We start from the raw sequence: 16049 nt of genomic DNA, 5'->3' as shown, positions 1-16049 counted from the left end.
TAGGAATATTCTTCCAAAAGATGGGCCAGCAAGCGGCGTAGCCGTGCGGTAGCTAATGAGTGTACAAAAATAAAACGTCTAAACTAGCATGGTGATAGAGCGCTCGAGAAAAACTTGACACAAACTATTTCTAATAAAACTTGATAATCCATCCTCTTTCAGTGTAAAATAAAGAAAATATGCCACAATGAAAGTAGGCGAATAATGTCATGGCAAATAAGAAAGATACTAAACAAACAAACACTACAAAAAAATTAACTAAAATCTTTGTGTGGATTATGCTGTTTTCTATGATCGGTACTGTGGTTATACCTTTTATATTTACATTACTGACTTCTTAAATAAAATTAAAATCCGTTACTACAAAAATTTTGTAGTAACGGATTTTTTTACTTATTCTTTCTTTTTTGAACCTCAGCCAGATTTATTAATTCTTTTGCATGCTCGATTGTTAATTTTGTAATTTCTGTACCTGCTAACATACGAGCAACTTCATTAATTTTTTCACTATGTTCTAACGCTGTAACATGCGTTTCTGTTCGTTCATCTATAATTGTCTTAGAAATAAATAAGTGATGATTAGCCATTGCTGCTACTTGAGGTAAATGAGTGATACACAATACTTGTGAATGCATCGCAACCATGTATATTTTATTTGCAATTGCTTGGGCAACCCTTCCACTGACTCCAGTATCTACTTCATCAAAAATAATACTCGTTAGTCCTTGATTCTTTGAGAATATCGTTTTCATCGCTAACATAATTCTAGAAAGTTCTCCACCAGATGCCACTTTAACTAATGGCTTTAAAGGTTCTCCAGGATTTGTTGCTATATAAAACTCGATACGATCTAAGCCGTTTTCATGAGCATTGCTTAAAACATCCTCATTAGCTTTTTCAAAAAAATGTACCTTTAGTAAGACTTTATCCATGAATAATTCTTTAAATTGTTCGTGGATGGCATTTTCCAATGTTAAGGCCGTTTCTTGACGCATTTTTGACAAAGTCATCCCTTTATCAGTTAATTCTTTTGACAAAACAGTCATTTCATTTTTAAGATTATTTACATGATCTTCACGATTTTTTAATTGATTGATTTCTATAATAATTTTTTCATAATACCTCTTAATTTCTTTAATAGATTCTCCATATTTTCTTTTCATTTGGTAGATGAACTCTAATCTTTTTTCAATTTCATTTAATCTGTCCTCATCGTAAGCCATTTGATCAATTTCTCTAAGAATATCACTAGCTACTTCTTGTAGTTGAAAATAACTACTCGCAATAACTTCCGAAAACTGTTTATAAGTACGGTCTATTTCTTCAATTGTCGCTATTTCTGTCATTGCTTGTCCTATTAAATCAATACCATTACTTTCTTCGCCTTGTAACGCATCATAGCTTTCTGATAAAGCATTCATAATTTTTTGGTAGTTCATTAATAAATTTTTTTCTTCTAACAGCTCATCTTCTTCATTATCCATTAACTCAGCCATCTCAATATCATTTGCTTGAAATTCTAGCATATCTAGTCTTTGAGCAAATTCTTGTTCACTATTTTGCCATTTTCGATAAGCTTTCTTTATATCAGCATAGTTTAAGAATGTTGAGTGATAAGCTTCTTTTGTTTTCTGAAGTGATTCATTACCAAATTGATCTAACATCATTAAATGTCTTTCAGGGTTCATCAATTCTTGATGCTCATTTTGTCCATGAATATCTATTAATGTTTCTCCTATCAGTCTTAGTGTTGCTATATTCACTAATCGTCCATTAATACGGCATACATTTTTTCCGTTACGATGTATATCACGTTGAATAATAACATCATCATTTTCACTTTCAATATCATAGTGCTTTAAAAGATCATAAGTAGTTTGGTTCCCTTCCATTGAGAAAAGCCCCTCTAAAACACATTTACTTTCACCATGTCGGATAAATTCATTCGATCCCCGGCCACCAGCTAACAACCCTACAGCATCAATAATAATTGATTTCCCGGCTCCTGTTTCACCTGTTAAGACAGTCATACTCGATTCAAAAGTAAGACTTAGATCATGAATAATAGCAAAGTTTTTAATGGTTAATTCTTGTAACAACTTACTCACCTCCATTAACTCGCCAAATTTAATTTTATAACATACTAATAAAATGATTTTTCATTTTTTTAGCTAATTCATTAGAGCGACAAATAATTAAAACACTATCGTCTCCAGAAACTGTTCCAAATATTTCTTCAAACTCTGATAAATCTACCAATGAGCCCAGTGCAAATGCATTTCCCGGAATTGTTCGAACCAAGAGTAAGTAATCTTGGACATCAGCTGATACAAATGCTGTTCTTAGTAAGCGCTCTAATTTTTTTGAAGTATCATAATGTACATCCGGTGGTAAACTATATCGATATCCACCTGATAAAGACGGCACTTTTATTAATTGTAATTCTTTAATATCACGCGAAATAGTAGCCTGAGTTACATCTATACCTTTTTCTTTCAAAATAGACACAAAATCCTCTTGTTTCTCAATTACGTGATCTTGAATAAGTCTTTTAAGTAATTGATGACGTTCTTTCTTCTTCATAATTCCACCTCATTCTAGTGTGAGTATAATTATACAGCGTTTTACTCATCATACCGCATATTATATAGATATAACAGCAATTTAGATAAGGTTTATCAAAATATTGAAGAAAAAAAGCAAAAAAATTGTATATGAATATACAATTTTTAACTCTGTTTCGATTGAAAACTTTTATGTGCCATCTCTACTACCTTATTAAGATCAATTGCTTCATTTAGTAATCCATTTGTTCTATTGTTCCATTTCAAATGAGCAAGAAACTCAATATTTCCTTGTCCACCAGTAATTGGTGAAAAACTTAATGATTCAATATCATAGCCTTGATCAAGAGAAAAGCGTACGATTTTCGTTAGTACCTCTTGATGAATTGCTGAATCGTATATGATACCTTTATCGCCTACATCATTACGATTTGCTTCAAACTGGGGTTTGATTAATGCTAAAACATCTCCCCCGATAGAAATAATTTCTTTTAACACGGGTAGAATAATACGTAGTGAAATAAAAGATACATCAATTGAAACTAAATCGGGTTGACCCTTTTTAAAATCCTCTAGTTTACTATTTCTAAAATTTGTCTGTTCCATCACTACAACACGTGAATCTTGTCTTAACTTCCAAGAAAGCTGATTTGTTCCAACATCTAACGCATAACTTAATTTAGCTCCGTGCTGGAGAGCTGCATCTGTAAATCCACCTGTTGACGAACCAATATCTAACATTATTTTATCTTTTATTGTTACATCAAAGATAGACATAGCTTTTTCTAACTTTAACCCACCTCTACTAACATAACGTAGCTTCTCACCTTTACGTTTTAGTTGTGTTGAAACAGGAATTTTTTCACCCGCTGTATCAATTCGTTCATTTTTATCAGTTAAGATTACACCAGCCATAATCGCTCGTTTTGCCTTCTCGACAGAATCAAATAAACCTTGTTCAACTAGGAGAATATCTACTCGTTCTTTCTTCACCTTAATCTCTCCTTTATTAAAGTTTTAATAGATCAAGCATTTCAGATAATAACTGGATATCAAATTTGCCACCAGCATTTTTATAGTAGTTTTCAATTTGTAATAAGTTATTTTTCCCGCTTATTAGTTCACTTTTTAATGCCTTTTTTGCTCCATCTAGTCCTAAAAGACCTGGGTATGTGCTTTTATTTAAAGCAGCATCTCCCCCTGTTTTCTTGCCTAACTCTTTCGAGTCGCCTATTACATCTAAAATGTCGTCAAGAATTTGAAAAGCTAGACCAAAGTGTGAGGCAAATTCTTCTAACAATGTATTTACAAAAGGTGGGACATCAGCAATTACGCCTCCCGCATGAACGGAAAATTTCAATAGTTCTCCAGTTTTCTTTTCATGAACAGCCTTCAATAACTCTAAAGACAACTGCTGATTTTCTCCTTCTATATCTTCTGTTTGACCAGCAACCATACCTTTGGGTCCAGCAGCTTTTGCTAGAGCTAAAATTAAGGCAATTTTTTTTCCGGCTGGCAGAGATCCTCCTGAAGCAATTTCAAATGCTAGAGTCAAGAGACCATCTCCAGCTAAAATAGCAATGTCTTCGCCATAAACAGTGTGATTTGTCGGTTTTCCTCTTCGCAATACATCATTATCCATAGCTGGAAGATCATCGTGTACTAATGAATAGGTATGAATATATTCCAAAGCTGTTGCTATTTCATAGCTTTTTGAAACATCACCACCTAGTGATTGAACCGTTGCTAATAACAATAAAGGACGAATTCGTTTGCCCCCTGCTGTTAAAGAATAGTTCATCGCTTGACTCAAAGTTCCTTCTTGAGAAACACTTTTGTCTAAAAATTTAATCAACGCTGCTTCAATTAATGGCTTTTCTTTTTTTTCAAATAAGCTGAACTCCATCTGTTTTTCAACCCCTAGTCTTTCGAATCAGATTCATTTCCAAATAATATTTCTTCACCATTTTCATTTACAATTTTAGTTAACGTTTTTTCAGCATTTTGAAGAGTCTCTTTACAAATTTTACTTAAGCCTACACCTTTTTGAAACTGATCAAGTGCTTCTTCCAAAGGAACATCTCCTCTTTCAAGATTGGTGACAATTTCTTCTAATTGTTGCATTGCTTCTTCAAATTTTATTTTTTTATCATTACTCATTTTTTTTCCTCCATTTTATTTATTACTGTTGCTTCAAACTCACCGTCGTGCAAATAGATATGTACACGATCGTTTAGTTGAATTTGCTCAGTCGCCTTAACTACTTTATCCTCTTTAGTTACATAGCTGTATCCTCTATTCATAATCTTTAAAGGACTTAAATAATCTAATGATTGCATCGCATAGTCTACTCGTTTGACTGTATTTTGCATATAACGCTCTATTTCGTTAAGTAAACGTTGATTCTGTAATTGTAAGTCTCGTTGCTTTTGCTCTATTAGTTGGATCGGATTTGCTCCCATCAATTTATAATGTATCAATTTTAAATCTTGCTTTCTTATCTGTATTTTTTCAGATAATGTTCTTTCAAGCCTATCTGAAAGTATATCCAGATTCTGAGCATACCCTTCGTATAATCTTTGAGGTTGTTTAAAGATGTATGATTCTAAACTACGACTTAATCGATGACTCAAGACTTCTAACTTTCTCATATAACTTTGGATTAAACGCAATCGCATTTGTTCTATTTTAATTAATTCATCCGAAAGTAGAGGAACCGAGAGCTCCGCTGCTGCAGTAGGGGTTGCTGCTCTCATGTCAGCTACTAAATCAGCAATCGTAGTATCTGTTTCATGTCCAACTGAAGAAATCACAGGTGTTTTGGATTCAAAAATAGCTCTCGCTACTTTTTCTTCATTAAATGGCCATAAATCTTCTATTGATCCTCCACCACGAGCTACAATCATCGTATCAAAATCACCTTTAGCTTCAACCATTCTTATACTGTTAACAATATCATCCGCTGCTTTTGCCCCTTGTACTAAAGTCGGAAAAATGACAAGCTGCACGATTGGATAACGTCTTTTAATCGTTGTTATAATATCCTGAATTACTGCACCTGTTGGACTAGTTACTATCGCTATCTTTTTAGGAAAAGTAAAAATCAATTGTTTTGGTGCATCAAATAATCCCTCTTTTTTTAATTTAACTTTCATTTCTTCTAAAGCTTGATACAATGCTCCAACACCGTCAGGCTCCATATGTTCTACATATATTTGATAATTTCCACTTGCTTCATATAAAGAAATCCGACCAATTACTAAAACTTTCATACCTTCCTCAGGTGTAAACTTTAAATTTTGATAAGCTCCCTTAAACATCAAAGCTGCTATTTTTGCTTTATCATCTTTTAAACTAAAATACTGATGCGCATTTGGTCGATTTCTGAAATTTGATATTTCTCCTGTTAGGTAAACTCTTTCTAGATAAGGATCCTGTTCAAATTTTCTTTTAATGTATTTCGTCAAAGCCGTGACGGTCAAATAATTTTCTGTCAAAAAAATCCTCCTGACTCATTGTAAATTTAAATTGTTCTTTGAGCACTAATAATTGTTTGAAACAATAACATAGTAATCGTCATTGGTCCAACTCCACCGGGAACTGGAGTTAAATAACCCGCTATTTCTGCTACTTCATCTGCTTTAACATCACCTATTAATTTTCCTTTTTCATCACGATTCATTCCAACATCAATAACAACTGAACCTGGCTTAATGAACTCTTTTGTTACAAAATGACCTCGTCCTATTGCTACTACTAGAATATCCGCAGTTCTGGCTATTTCTGCTAAATGATTTGTTTTTGAATGAGCTATAGTAACTGTAGCATCATTCATCAATAATAATTGAGCCATTGGCTTTCCTACTATATTACTTCTGCCAATAATCACAGCAGTTTTCCCAGCAATTTCAATTTGATAACGTTCTAGTAACTTCATTATGCCATAAGGGGTACACGCAATCTTATCTGGTTCACCTATTAATAACTTTCCCATGTTAACTGGATGAAATCCATCAACGTCTTTCTCGGGGTTAACAGCATTTAGAACACTTTCAGGATTTATTTGTTTCGGTAAAGGTAGTTGGACTAAAATACCGTGAATACGATCATCTTCATTAAAACGATGAATTTCTTTTAAAAGTTCTTTTTCACTAATTTCTTCAGAATATTTTTCTACTATTGAGTAAAAACCTAAAGAGTTGGCTCTTTTTGCTTTATTCTTTACATAAGTCTGACTAGCAGGATTTTCTCCAACGAGCAATACTGCTAATCCTGGAGTAATACCTTTTGATTTTAACTCATCAACCATCAGTTGCATTTCTTCATTCATTTCCGTTGCTAAATTTTTACCGTTCATTATAATTGCACTAATAGAAAATCCCACCTTTTAACTCTAAATAGTCTTTTATCTTTTTCATCTTACTTATTTTACCATACGATACTATAATGTAGTATGCCTTCATTCCTCATTTATCTAAAAAGAAAAAAGAGGCCTACTCAGCCTCTTTTTTTTCAATGTTATTAACGATATTTGCTAATACTCCATTAACAAATTTCCTTGATTTTTCATCACTATAAAGCTTTGTAATTTCTAAGGCTTCATTTAATGCAACTTTTGCTGGGACTTCTGAAACATAAAGCATTTCAAAAATAGCAATTCGCATAATCATGACATCTGTTTTTGCAAGACGTTCCATTGACCAGTTCTCAAGATATTTTTGAATTTCATCATCAATAGTGATCTGATTTTCAATAACACCATTAACTAGTATATCTAAATATTCAGGAACTGAAACTATTTCAACTTCATCTGCTAACTCATTCGAAATTATAAGAGCCTGTTGCATAGCACTCTGAGATGAAAGGCCTTCATTGACTGATAATTGAAATAGAGATTGTAATGCTTTTTCTCTAATTTCACGTCTGGTTAAACTCACTCTGCTTCACCATCTTCATCATCAAAACTAAACAAGTCCTTTAATTCAGTTTTTTCTGGCACAATTCCTACCACATGAATATTTACTTCTTTTAATTCGATATCTGTCATTTGTATTAGCTGTTCACGCACTTTTTTTTGTAACTCTAAAGCTACTTTAGGTACAGAAACGCCATAATTCAAATAGCAATATACGTCGACTTTTAAGCCTTCTTCATCTGAAGTTAAATGAACACCTTTTTTATGATCTACTCGACCAAATAATTCAGAAACTCCTGAACTTAGCTTTCCACGCATTGCGTAAACACCTGATACTTTACTTGCAGCAATGCCTGAAATAACTTCAATAACTTCTGGTGCAACTTCTATTTCACCTAAAGTTGCTTTTGTTTTATTTACTGCAAAACCTAATTCTTCAGCCATTATCTAGACCTCCTATTGTGTATATTTACTTTTTTATGCACGTGAAACATATGATCCATCTTGTGTGTTAACAATAACCATATCATCAACGTTTACGAAGAATGGAACGTTAACATTTGTTCCAGTTTCTAATTTAGCTGTCTTCGTTCCACCTGAGGATGTATCTCCACGGATTCCAGGTTCTGTTTCAGCAATTCTCAAAGTTACTGTATTTGGTAATTCCACACCTAATATTTCAGCGTTATACATCATAATATGAACTTCCATGTTCTCTTTCAAATACTTTAATTCACTTTCGATAGCTTCTTCAGGCAACTCAATTTGCTCATAATTATCAGAGTCCATGAATACATAAGCATCTCCACTCTCATACAAAAATTGCATTTTACGATTATCAATTTGAGCTTTCCCAACTTTTTCACCAGCACGGAATGTTTTTTCTTGTACATTTCCATTTCTTAAATTTCTTAACTTAGAACGAACAAAAGCTGCACCTTTACCTGGTTTCACATGTTGAAAATCGATTACACGCCATAGTCCACCATCAAACTCGATTGTTAAACCTGTTTTAAAATCATTTACAGAAATCATTATATTTTCCTCCTAGAATCGTTCCTATTTTCTGTTTTAGTGTATCATTTTTACAACCATCTGCCTAATAAATTATAAATAATCTATTGTTTAGAGAATAATTAGTTCTTTTGGTGAATGAACAATCATTTCATTTCCAAATTCAGTGATAACTAAATCATCCTCAATTCGAACTCCGCCAATACCAGGCAAGTAGATACCCGGCTCGTCAGTAATAACATTCCCTTTGACAAATTTCTTAGTTGCTAACTTGGAAACATTTGGACCTTCGTGTATTTCTAGACCAATACCGTGTCCTGTTGAATGACCAAAGTATTCACCGTAGCCATAGCTAGAAATATGGTTTCGTGCAATAGCATCCAGTTCAATACCTGTCATTCCCGGTTTAGCAGCATCGATAACTTTTAATTGAGCTTCTAGCGTTATGGCGTAAATTTCTTTCAGTTTTGCATCAGGTTCGCCCATTGCAAATGTACGAGTCATATCTGAAACATACCCTTCATAATAGCAACCAAAATCTATCGTAACAAAATCTCCTGTTTCAATTAATTTCTTGCTTGCCACTCCATGAGGCATTGCCGATCTCACTCCACTAGCTACGATCGTTTCAAACGACACACCAGTTGCACCTAAATCACGCATGTAAAAATCTAGTAAATTAGCTACTTCGATTTCTGACATACCGGGCTTAATAACGCCGAGTATGTAACTATAGGCTGCATCTGAAATAGAACAAGCTTTCTTTATGATTTCAATTTCTGAAGAATCTTTTACCTCTCTTAATTCTTCAATTAAATTTGAAACAGGGATTAGTTCACTCGATATAATTTCTTCCAGTAGTTCAAAAGTACTAAAACTAACAAAATCTTGTTCAAATCCCATCGTTTCAATAGAATCTTCCTCCACCAATCGAGCGACCTCATCGTATATCGGTCCATTATTTTTAACAATTTCAAATCCAATTGCTTGAGATATAGCTTGTTCAGTATATCTAAAATCTGTTACAAAGTAGGCCTTTTCTAATGTAATTAAACTTAATCCCGTCGTTCCTGTGAAATTAGATACATAGCGTAAATTATAAGGACTTGTAATTAGTAAAGCTTCTATATTTCTTTTTTTCATACTTTCTCTTATCTTATTTAGACGTGACATCAATTTCACTCCTTATTTTTTAGCTTTAAATGAATCAAACTAAGCCTTACAGGTGAACATAATTCATTCTATTATATCAAATTATTAGACAAAAAGAAATAACCCCTCACATAGCTCACATTATTTGCTTTTTAAATTCTCATTTATAATACTATGAGCAACATAGCTTACTTTAAATTATTGTGAACAGACACAAAAGATATCTAACATAGCTATCATTTTAGTAGTTGATTTACATCAATAACGATTATTATCTATTTCAAACATTTTCTTCTACTATGAAAAAAAAGAAATCCTTATCCACATAACATATATGTGTGGAAAGAAAGATTTCTTTTTTACTTATGCTATTTATTAAATAGCGATTCATCTTTAATAAATCTAAAAATTATAGACTAAATAAATAGATGTCTAACAGATTTTTTGAAGCTAGAACTATCTTGTTATATCTTTTTCAAGTTAGATCAAAGTTTTTTCTGTTTTTCAGCATTAATTTGAATTTTTACCATCCCCTCTTTTTTCATTATCTACCAATTTACGCTCAGTTCTTTCTTTTTTATCGATAGATTCTTTATTGCTAGGGAAAGTAACCATAACTTTTAGAGGTTCTAGAACACTATTTTTAGTTTCTCCAATAAATTCATAAGAATTAACCTTTACTTTACTTACTTTTACTTTTCCATCCTCAAAAATAAATACACTTTTTTCATAATCTTTTGATTCAGCCAATTGTCTTTGCACCTCAGTTTTTGAAAGAGCAATCATCGTTTGAATTAAATAATAATTTTTACTTATTTTCATTTGTTGCATTTGATTCTTATATATACGGGCTGTCCCAATCATAATTGTAGACATTAAAAATACAAAAATAACGACGGAAGGTAAAATAGCTCCTTTTTGATTCATTCTTCTAACTCCTCATTTTGTTGAGTTATTTTGATTTGAGCTTTATAACTTTCTTTATTTAAGAAAACAACCTGTATGATTAGAAAATCACCTTTTTTAATAAAAGTAACTTTGCTAACTTTCATTAATAATGGCTGGTAACCCCCAGATTCTGTCGTTTTGATTAAGTTAGTTTTTTTCATATCTTTTTGGTATACGATTATTCGTTTTACATTACTAGAAGTATCACGTTCGTCAAATCTTACTTTATTGCTTGTAGCATCTTTAAACACTAGGTCTTTAATATCATATTCAAACTGATTAAGAAATAAGTGCCATTCTAATTGGCGATCTAGAAATGTCTGTTTTCGTAACGTTTGGTACTGACTAGCTGTAAAACTAATTAATGAAACAATGATTACTAGGATGTATAATGATACCATTGATTCTAACAAGGTAAATCCTTGGTTTTTAAGGCGAGGTAGCCGTAATTGAAAGGATGTCCACTTTCTTTTCTTGATTATTGTATTGTACATGAATACCTTTTCTTTCATTTGTTTTAGACAGATTAATACCATAACTATTCTCTCCAGTTTGCCAAGTTGAATCTATTTCTTGACCTAGTGCAATTTTCTGTGATTGTTCATAAGCGATTCGCATGATATCTACGTCTATTTTTTCTTTTTTTATTGCTACTAATAGATTTGCTGTAAGAGGCAAGTAAATGCTAATACATAGTGTTATGATTAAAAATGCAAGTAAGCTTTCTAGTAAAATGTAGCCTTTTTGATCAAACAATTTATTCCCATCTATAGCGTCCACTCCCTAACTGAAAAATTAACGCATGGCGTACTCCATCAATATCAAAATATAGTGTTGAAAAACTTTGTAGATTTCCACTACCTCCATTAAATATATATTGTTTGCTTGAAGGGGTTGTAATATTTTCTGGTAGTTCTAATGAATGCGTTAAATAGTGACCTTCTTGAGACATTACTTTAAATGTAATAGTATTCGTACGAGCTGAAATATCTATTGAGGACCATTTTCCAGATAAAACAGCATAATTTTGATTAGTTGTTATCCCACTCTGTAGTTCTTCAATAAATATTTGAGTTGCTGTATCCTTAATAATTTTCTTTGAATAAATAGTAGGGATAATTAGTATACTTGCTACAATAAATAAAACGATTAACAATTCAAATAGTAAAATCCCACTTGAATTCAATTTTTTCATGGCATGTCTTTTTTCACAGATACTACTCCGTTAGCTATCTGAAGTTTTTTTTCTGCTTCTTCTTTTTGAGCAGCATTTAAATATTCTTTTTCTTTTAGCATATCAAATGTAGTTGCTTTAACGCCATATTCTATTTCGTATAATTCTACTTGAGTTTGAACAACGGTTACTAATGCCTCTGTTCCTTTAACATCAACTTTTTGTTTTTGTGTGACTATATTCGGTACTATCAGTAGCATCAATATCGAAATAACAAAAAGTACTAAAACCATTTCAATTAATGTAAATCCTTTAGAATTTAATTTTTTTATTTTTTTCACTACATAATTCCCTCCATCATTGAAAACGTTGGTAACAATAAGGCTAAATAAATACACAGTATCAAAAAAGCAACAATGAGAAAAATTACAGGTTGAATCCAGCTAAAAATTTTTTGAATTTTACTATGCATCAAATCTTGGCAACTTTGTGCATAAAGAGCTAATTCACTTGCCAATCGACTAGTTGCTTCGCCGTGTAAAATAATAAGTCCTAATTCTGGATTAAAAAAAATTAGCTCTTGCATAGACTCTTTAAAATTTTGACCAGCTGTTAATTGTGTTTCCATATGATCGGCTACTTCTCTCATTAATTTTGTCGCTTCTTTTGTTTGCATTAATTCAATAATCGCATTCATCTGATATCCACTTCTTAGCAATTGACTCCATTCATAGCTAAAAAAATGAGTATAGTAGAGTTGTAATAGCTTATTTAACAAAGGTACTTGCATAAAAAATGTCGCTTTTCTTATCTCTGACCATTCTTTCAACTTTTGTTTTAACAGAATAAAGAGTGCTACTATTACTATCGTACTAAAAAACAGTAGTGTTGGAAATTGTCTAATAAAAATAATAGCAAATCGATTTATCCAGGATAAATTTTGGTCTGATGTATCGTAAAGCATTTCAAAGCTTGGTAATAGAACCACTCGCATAGCTAATAAAATCCCTGACATAAATAATAATAAAATAAATGGATAGTGTAATAGTTTGATTAAATCTTTTTTCTGTTTCTCTTTATCTGATAAATACTTTCCACTTAAATTTAATGCATAAGAAAAACGACCATGAATTAAAGATAAATAAATTTGAGAACAAACTCTCTCTGGGAATCCAAGGGTTCTGATTGCTTCATCAAAACGGTCTCCATTTTCTAATTGATTTGTAATCAGTTGAATCCATGTTTCTTCTTTTGGCATAATTTTAATCAAAAATTCTAATGCCTCTCCTAAAGTAAACCCCTCTTGTACCAAAGAAGATAATTTCATTAAAAATGCCCCTTGAATGGAATGTGTCGGATTTTTATGGAATTTGGTATTTTTGAAATGTTGTTTTACTGACATAACCATAAACATACGCCTTTCTAAGCAACCGATTAAAAGAACGAGGGGTAGTTGCATCATTTCTCTGGTTAAGTGAGGATACGTCGTCAGCCAGACATTTACGCAACTCTGTTTTTACTACAACTTCATAGATAACAGCTCTTTTTTCATGCCCTTTAAAATGTGTACAAACTTCTAATCCACCTTCTTCACAAAAAAAACATAATTTTGGAATTAATTTTTGAAATACGATTCCAAGAAGAGTTTGGCTTAACTGATCTTTTGTAATCCCTAATTCTAGCAATCGCGAAAGTACACCTACTGCATTTTTAGCATGAATCGTTGCTATCATTAAGTGTCCTGTTAATGCTCCTCTTATAACCATTTTAGCGGTCTCTTCATCTCTTATCTCGCCAATAATTACTGTATCAGGATGGTGTCTTAAGCTTGATTTTAATAATACTTCATAAGAAATTCCGGCTTTTTCATTTACTTCTGTCTGTAAAAAAGCTGTCTCTTCTATTTCAACAGGATCTTCTACTGTGATAACTTGTTGTTTAAGTTGCGAATTATAATCTCTAATTAGCTGATACATTGTTGTTGTTTTACCAGAACCAACAGGTCCAGAAAATAAGATAAGTCCACTTTTAAAACGAACCAATTCATTCATCAGTGTAACTTCATTTTGAAAAAATGTTGTTTGATTTAAAGAACCTATTTTCATTTCGTTTAATAATCGAATTACTAATGATTCCTGGTTTCTAAAATTAGAGATGGTAGAGAATCGCAAAGCTTGTTTACTCTCTTTTAAAACTAGTTGGATTGAGCCACTTTGCGGTTTTCTTCGCTCTCCTACGTCCATTCCTGAAAGATATTTGAAGTAGGATATTAAACGATTAGCTTCTTCCAATTCTACAAATGAGTGCTTATACATTTCACCGCTAATTCTAAAAAATAGAATATAGTGAGCAAGTTCTGGTAAAAGATGAATATCACTAACTCCTTTACTTTGTGCCTCAATTACTAAATTTTCAGCAAACTGCTCTGTATCCATTAAATTCACCTTTATCAAGATTTCTTTTGATGCTTAAGCTAGGATTCATATCTTGAACGTCCTCTCTATTTTTTATTTTCATTCTTATTTTTATTATCTGCATTTTTTCTCTATTTTATTTAAAAATTAAAAAAAAATACCTTTTCGCTTTATCAAAAAAGATAAAACAAAAAGGTATTTAGATTATTCTAATTAAACTTCTATCATTCTGCGTTATGGAAAACTTCTGACACATCATCGTCGTCTTCTAACTTGTCTAGCATTTGTTCAAAGATTTCTTGTTTATCTTCAGGTAATTCAACCGTTGTTTGTGGGATCATCGTTACTTCGGCTTTAGCTAAATTATACCCTTCTTTTTTTAAAACATCACGAACATCTGCAAATTCTGAGGGATCAGTATAAATTTCAAAGACATCATCTGATGCTTCTAATTCTTCGCCACCGGCTTCTAATACACTCATTAGCATCGTATCTTCATCAACATCTAAACCTTCTCGCTCGATAGCAATGTAGCCTTTACGCTCAAACATATAGCTAACAGAACCTTTTTCTCCCATAGCGCCACCATTTTTATTAAAAGCAACTCGTATATTTGTGCCTGTACGATTTAAGTTATCCGTTAATGAATGAACTAAAACAGCTACTCCATTTGGTCCGTAACCTTCATAAGTTACTTCATCATAATTTTCATTTTCAGTAGAGCTACTACCTTTTTTAATAGCACGATCAATATTATCGTTAGGCATGTTATTAGACTTAGCTTTATCAATTACCATACGTAATAAAGGGTTCATGTTCGGGTCAGGTCCACCTTTTTTAACAGCCATGTAAATTTCTCTTGATATCTTTTGAAAAATTTTTCCACGTTTTGAATCTTGTGCATTCTTTCTTCCCTGGATATTATTCCATTTTGAATGTCCTGCCATTCATATCCCTCATTCCGTTGATTATTTGGGCAAACAAGCCTTATTTATTCTACCAAAAAAAAAAAGTTTGAGCAATCTTTTCTGAAATTGAAAAAAATACTCAAATTTTATTTTATTTCATGTATCTTTTTTTCTTTCTATTCGTTTTCTTATAAACGATGAAAAAAAGTACGGCTAGCATAACTCCTGTAGCCGCTCCTATGCTATCTAGTTGAATATCTTGTAGCAGAGGCGTTCTGTTTGGCGTAATCCCTTGATGAAACTCATCTAGTGCTGCATAGCCAGTAGCCAACATCCAAGAAATGAATACAGTCAAAATAGGACCTGATAGCTTATTTTTTAACCCTAAAAACCAAAATAGTCCTAAAAGAAAATAAGTTACAAAATGAGCAGCTTTACGTATAAAAAATTCAATAAATTTACTATAACCCAGTGCTTGAATACTTACTTCACTATCTGCATAATTAAATTGAATCCCACTCAGTAAGTTTTTCATAGGCTCTTTAGCTAGCAGTTGATCTAACATTGGTGTAATTGATTGTTCTTGGTATGGTTGAGACGAACTATAAAAAAGAACAAGCATAATGCCTAGTGCTAAAAATATATAAATAGTGTCTCCTTTTTTTGATTGCATAGTATGCTCCTTTTTTATCTAGTCTAAAAATTTCTGTATTATAATTATATCAAAAAATGAATCCTTTTTTAGTTCTATTTTCAATATATACATTAATAGCATATCTATTCTAAAAAAGATATGCATCCGTTTATACTTGGATTAATTCGCTTAAAAATAATTTAAAAACCATATTCTTGTATTTTAATAGAATGTAATAACAGCCATAAATAGAAAAAACTATATAAAATCAAAATTAAAAACATTGATTTCATACAGTATATCACTATTTTACTATTTAGATTTAA

At 32.0% G+C, this 16049-nt stretch carries 21 protein-coding genes; 1 reads left to right on the top strand and 20 read right to left on the bottom strand.

Features of this window, described 5'->3' with window-relative positions; all coding sequences use genetic code 11:
• Positions 1-209 precede the first annotated feature (209 nt).
• On the top strand, positions 210-341 hold the full coding sequence (locus WBF61_RS05380; protein ID WP_424254606.1) for a DUF4044 domain-containing protein: 132 nt from the start codon (positions 210-212) through the stop codon (positions 339-341).
• 48 nt (positions 342-389) lie between these two features.
• On the opposite strand, the gene recN is transcribed toward WBF61_RS05380, so the two are convergent.
• The 20 genes from recN to WBF61_RS05280 all read right to left on the bottom strand — a co-directional run bounded on the left by recN (position 390) and on the right by WBF61_RS05280 (position 15762).
• Positions 390-2099, bottom strand: a complete 1710-nt coding sequence (gene recN / locus WBF61_RS05375; protein WP_424254605.1) for a DNA repair protein RecN — start codon at positions 2097-2099, stop codon at positions 390-392.
• Positions 2100-2133: 34 nt separating this feature from the next.
• Entirely contained in the window at positions 2134-2583 is a 450-nt protein-coding gene (gene argR / locus WBF61_RS05370) for an arginine repressor (protein ID WP_424254603.1), read from the bottom strand.
• Between the two features lie 146 nt (positions 2584-2729).
• Entirely contained in the window at positions 2730-3557 is an 828-nt protein-coding gene (locus WBF61_RS05365; protein ID WP_424254601.1) for a TlyA family RNA methyltransferase, read from the bottom strand.
• Between the two features lie 16 nt (positions 3558-3573).
• Positions 3574-4470, bottom strand: a complete 897-nt coding sequence (locus WBF61_RS05360) for a polyprenyl synthetase family protein (RefSeq protein WP_424254599.1) — start codon at positions 4468-4470, stop codon at positions 3574-3576.
• A 14-nt stretch (positions 4471-4484) separates the two neighbouring features.
• A complete protein-coding gene (locus WBF61_RS05355; RefSeq protein ID WP_424254597.1) occupies positions 4485-4724 on the bottom strand; it encodes an exodeoxyribonuclease VII small subunit in 240 nt (79 codons plus the stop codon).
• Entirely contained in the window at positions 4721-6061 is a 1341-nt protein-coding gene (gene xseA, locus WBF61_RS05350; RefSeq protein ID WP_424254596.1) for an exodeoxyribonuclease VII large subunit, read from the bottom strand. Before xseA ends, WBF61_RS05355 begins: the two co-directional genes overlap by 4 nt.
• A gap of 26 nt (positions 6062-6087) precedes the next feature.
• A complete protein-coding gene (folD, locus tag WBF61_RS05345; protein WP_424254594.1) occupies positions 6088-6921 on the bottom strand; it encodes a bifunctional methylenetetrahydrofolate dehydrogenase/methenyltetrahydrofolate cyclohydrolase FolD in 834 nt (277 codons plus the stop codon).
• Between the two features lie 136 nt (positions 6922-7057).
• Entirely contained in the window at positions 7058-7501 is a 444-nt protein-coding gene (nusB, locus tag WBF61_RS05340) for a transcription antitermination factor NusB (protein WP_424254593.1), read from the bottom strand.
• Entirely contained in the window at positions 7498-7923 is a 426-nt protein-coding gene (locus WBF61_RS05335) for an Asp23/Gls24 family envelope stress response protein (protein ID WP_424254591.1), read from the bottom strand. Before WBF61_RS05335 ends, nusB begins: the two co-directional genes overlap by 4 nt.
• Before the next feature lie 33 nt (positions 7924-7956).
• Positions 7957-8514, bottom strand: a complete 558-nt coding sequence (gene efp, locus WBF61_RS05330) for an elongation factor P (RefSeq protein WP_424254589.1) — start codon at positions 8512-8514, stop codon at positions 7957-7959.
• Positions 8515-8604: 90 nt separating this feature from the next.
• Complete coding sequence (locus WBF61_RS05325; RefSeq protein WP_424254588.1) at positions 8605-9669, bottom strand: M24 family metallopeptidase; 1065 nt, start codon at positions 9667-9669, stop codon at positions 8605-8607.
• A gap of 486 nt (positions 9670-10155) precedes the next feature.
• Positions 10156-10572, bottom strand: a complete 417-nt coding sequence (locus tag WBF61_RS05320; protein ID WP_424254587.1) for a hypothetical protein — start codon at positions 10570-10572, stop codon at positions 10156-10158.
• Complete coding sequence (comGF, locus tag WBF61_RS05315) at positions 10569-11087, bottom strand: competence type IV pilus minor pilin ComGF (protein ID WP_424254585.1); 519 nt, start codon at positions 11085-11087, stop codon at positions 10569-10571. The genes WBF61_RS05320 and comGF overlap by 4 nt, the downstream gene beginning before the upstream one ends.
• Positions 11023-11349: a type II secretion system protein gene (locus WBF61_RS05310; RefSeq protein ID WP_424254584.1), complete on the bottom strand. Its 327-nt coding sequence runs from the start codon at positions 11347-11349 to the stop codon at positions 11023-11025. The genes comGF and WBF61_RS05310 overlap by 65 nt, the downstream gene beginning before the upstream one ends.
• Before the next feature lies 1 nt (position 11350).
• The gene (comGD, locus tag WBF61_RS05305) at positions 11351-11788 is read right to left on the bottom strand and encodes a competence type IV pilus minor pilin ComGD (RefSeq protein ID WP_424254582.1); all 438 of its coding nucleotides are present in this window, start codon (positions 11786-11788) and stop codon (positions 11351-11353) included.
• The gene (comGC, locus tag WBF61_RS05300; protein ID WP_424254580.1) at positions 11785-12108 is read right to left on the bottom strand and encodes a competence type IV pilus major pilin ComGC; all 324 of its coding nucleotides are present in this window, start codon (positions 12106-12108) and stop codon (positions 11785-11787) included. Before comGC ends, comGD begins: the two co-directional genes overlap by 4 nt.
• Positions 12108-13169 carry a competence type IV pilus assembly protein ComGB gene (comGB, locus tag WBF61_RS05295; protein WP_424254610.1) on the bottom strand — a complete coding sequence of 354 codons (1062 nt, stop codon included), beginning with the start codon at positions 13167-13169 and terminating at the stop codon, positions 12108-12110. The genes comGC and comGB overlap by 1 nt, the downstream gene beginning before the upstream one ends.
• Positions 13129-14202, bottom strand: a complete 1074-nt coding sequence (gene comGA / locus WBF61_RS05290; RefSeq protein ID WP_424254577.1) for a competence type IV pilus ATPase ComGA — start codon at positions 14200-14202, stop codon at positions 13129-13131. Before comGA ends, comGB begins: the two co-directional genes overlap by 41 nt.
• Before the next feature lie 203 nt (positions 14203-14405).
• A complete protein-coding gene (locus tag WBF61_RS05285) occupies positions 14406-15128 on the bottom strand; it encodes a YebC/PmpR family DNA-binding transcriptional regulator (protein ID WP_424254576.1) in 723 nt (240 codons plus the stop codon).
• Positions 15129-15240: 112 nt separating this feature from the next.
• Positions 15241-15762 carry a VanZ family protein gene (locus tag WBF61_RS05280; RefSeq protein WP_424254574.1) on the bottom strand — a complete coding sequence of 174 codons (522 nt, stop codon included), beginning with the start codon at positions 15760-15762 and terminating at the stop codon, positions 15241-15243.
• Positions 15763-16049 lie beyond the last annotated feature (287 nt).

This window comes from Carnobacterium sp. (assembly GCF_049673005.1).
Classification (GTDB): Bacteria; Bacillota; Bacilli; order Lactobacillales; family Carnobacteriaceae; genus Carnobacterium_A.
This window is presented reverse-complemented; position numbering and strand designations above follow the sequence as displayed.

Bases quoted from the DNA above. Each gene is read 5' to 3' on its own strand.
- WBF61_RS05380 (WP_424254606.1), top strand. From the start codon at position 210: ATGGCAAATAAGAAAGATACTAAACAAACAAACACTACAAAAAAATTA.
- argR (WP_424254603.1), bottom strand. From the start codon at position 2,583: ATGAAGAAGAAAGAACGTCATCAATTACTTAAAAGACTTATTCAAGAT.
- WBF61_RS05360 (WP_424254599.1), bottom strand. From the start codon at position 4,470: ATGGAGTTCAGCTTATTTGAAAAAAAAGAAAAGCCATTAATTGAAGCA.
- WBF61_RS05355 (WP_424254597.1), bottom strand. From the start codon at position 4,724: ATGAGTAATGATAAAAAAATAAAATTTGAAGAAGCAATGCAACAATTA.
- folD (WP_424254594.1), bottom strand. From the start codon at position 6,921: ATGAACGGTAAAAATTTAGCAACGGAAATGAATGAAGAAATGCAACTG.
- WBF61_RS05335 (WP_424254591.1), bottom strand. From the start codon at position 7,923: ATGGCTGAAGAATTAGGTTTTGCAGTAAATAAAACAAAAGCAACTTTA.
- efp (WP_424254589.1), bottom strand. From the start codon at position 8,514: ATGATTTCTGTAAATGATTTTAAAACAGGTTTAACAATCGAGTTTGAT.
- WBF61_RS05320 (WP_424254587.1), bottom strand. From the start codon at position 10,572: ATGAATCAAAAAGGAGCTATTTTACCTTCCGTCGTTATTTTTGTATTT.
- comGF (WP_424254585.1), bottom strand. From the start codon at position 11,087: ATGTACAATACAATAATCAAGAAAAGAAAGTGGACATCCTTTCAATTA.
- comGD (WP_424254582.1), bottom strand. From the start codon at position 11,788: ATGAAAAAATTGAATTCAAGTGGGATTTTACTATTTGAATTGTTAATC.
- comGB (WP_424254610.1), bottom strand. From the start codon at position 13,169: ATGTCAGTAAAACAACATTTCAAAAATACCAAATTCCATAAAAATCCG.
- comGA (WP_424254577.1), bottom strand. From the start codon at position 14,202: ATGGATACAGAGCAGTTTGCTGAAAATTTAGTAATTGAGGCACAAAGT.
- WBF61_RS05285 (WP_424254576.1), bottom strand. From the start codon at position 15,128: ATGGCAGGACATTCAAAATGGAATAATATCCAGGGAAGAAAGAATGCA.
- WBF61_RS05280 (WP_424254574.1), bottom strand. From the start codon at position 15,762: ATGCAATCAAAAAAAGGAGACACTATTTATATATTTTTAGCACTAGGC.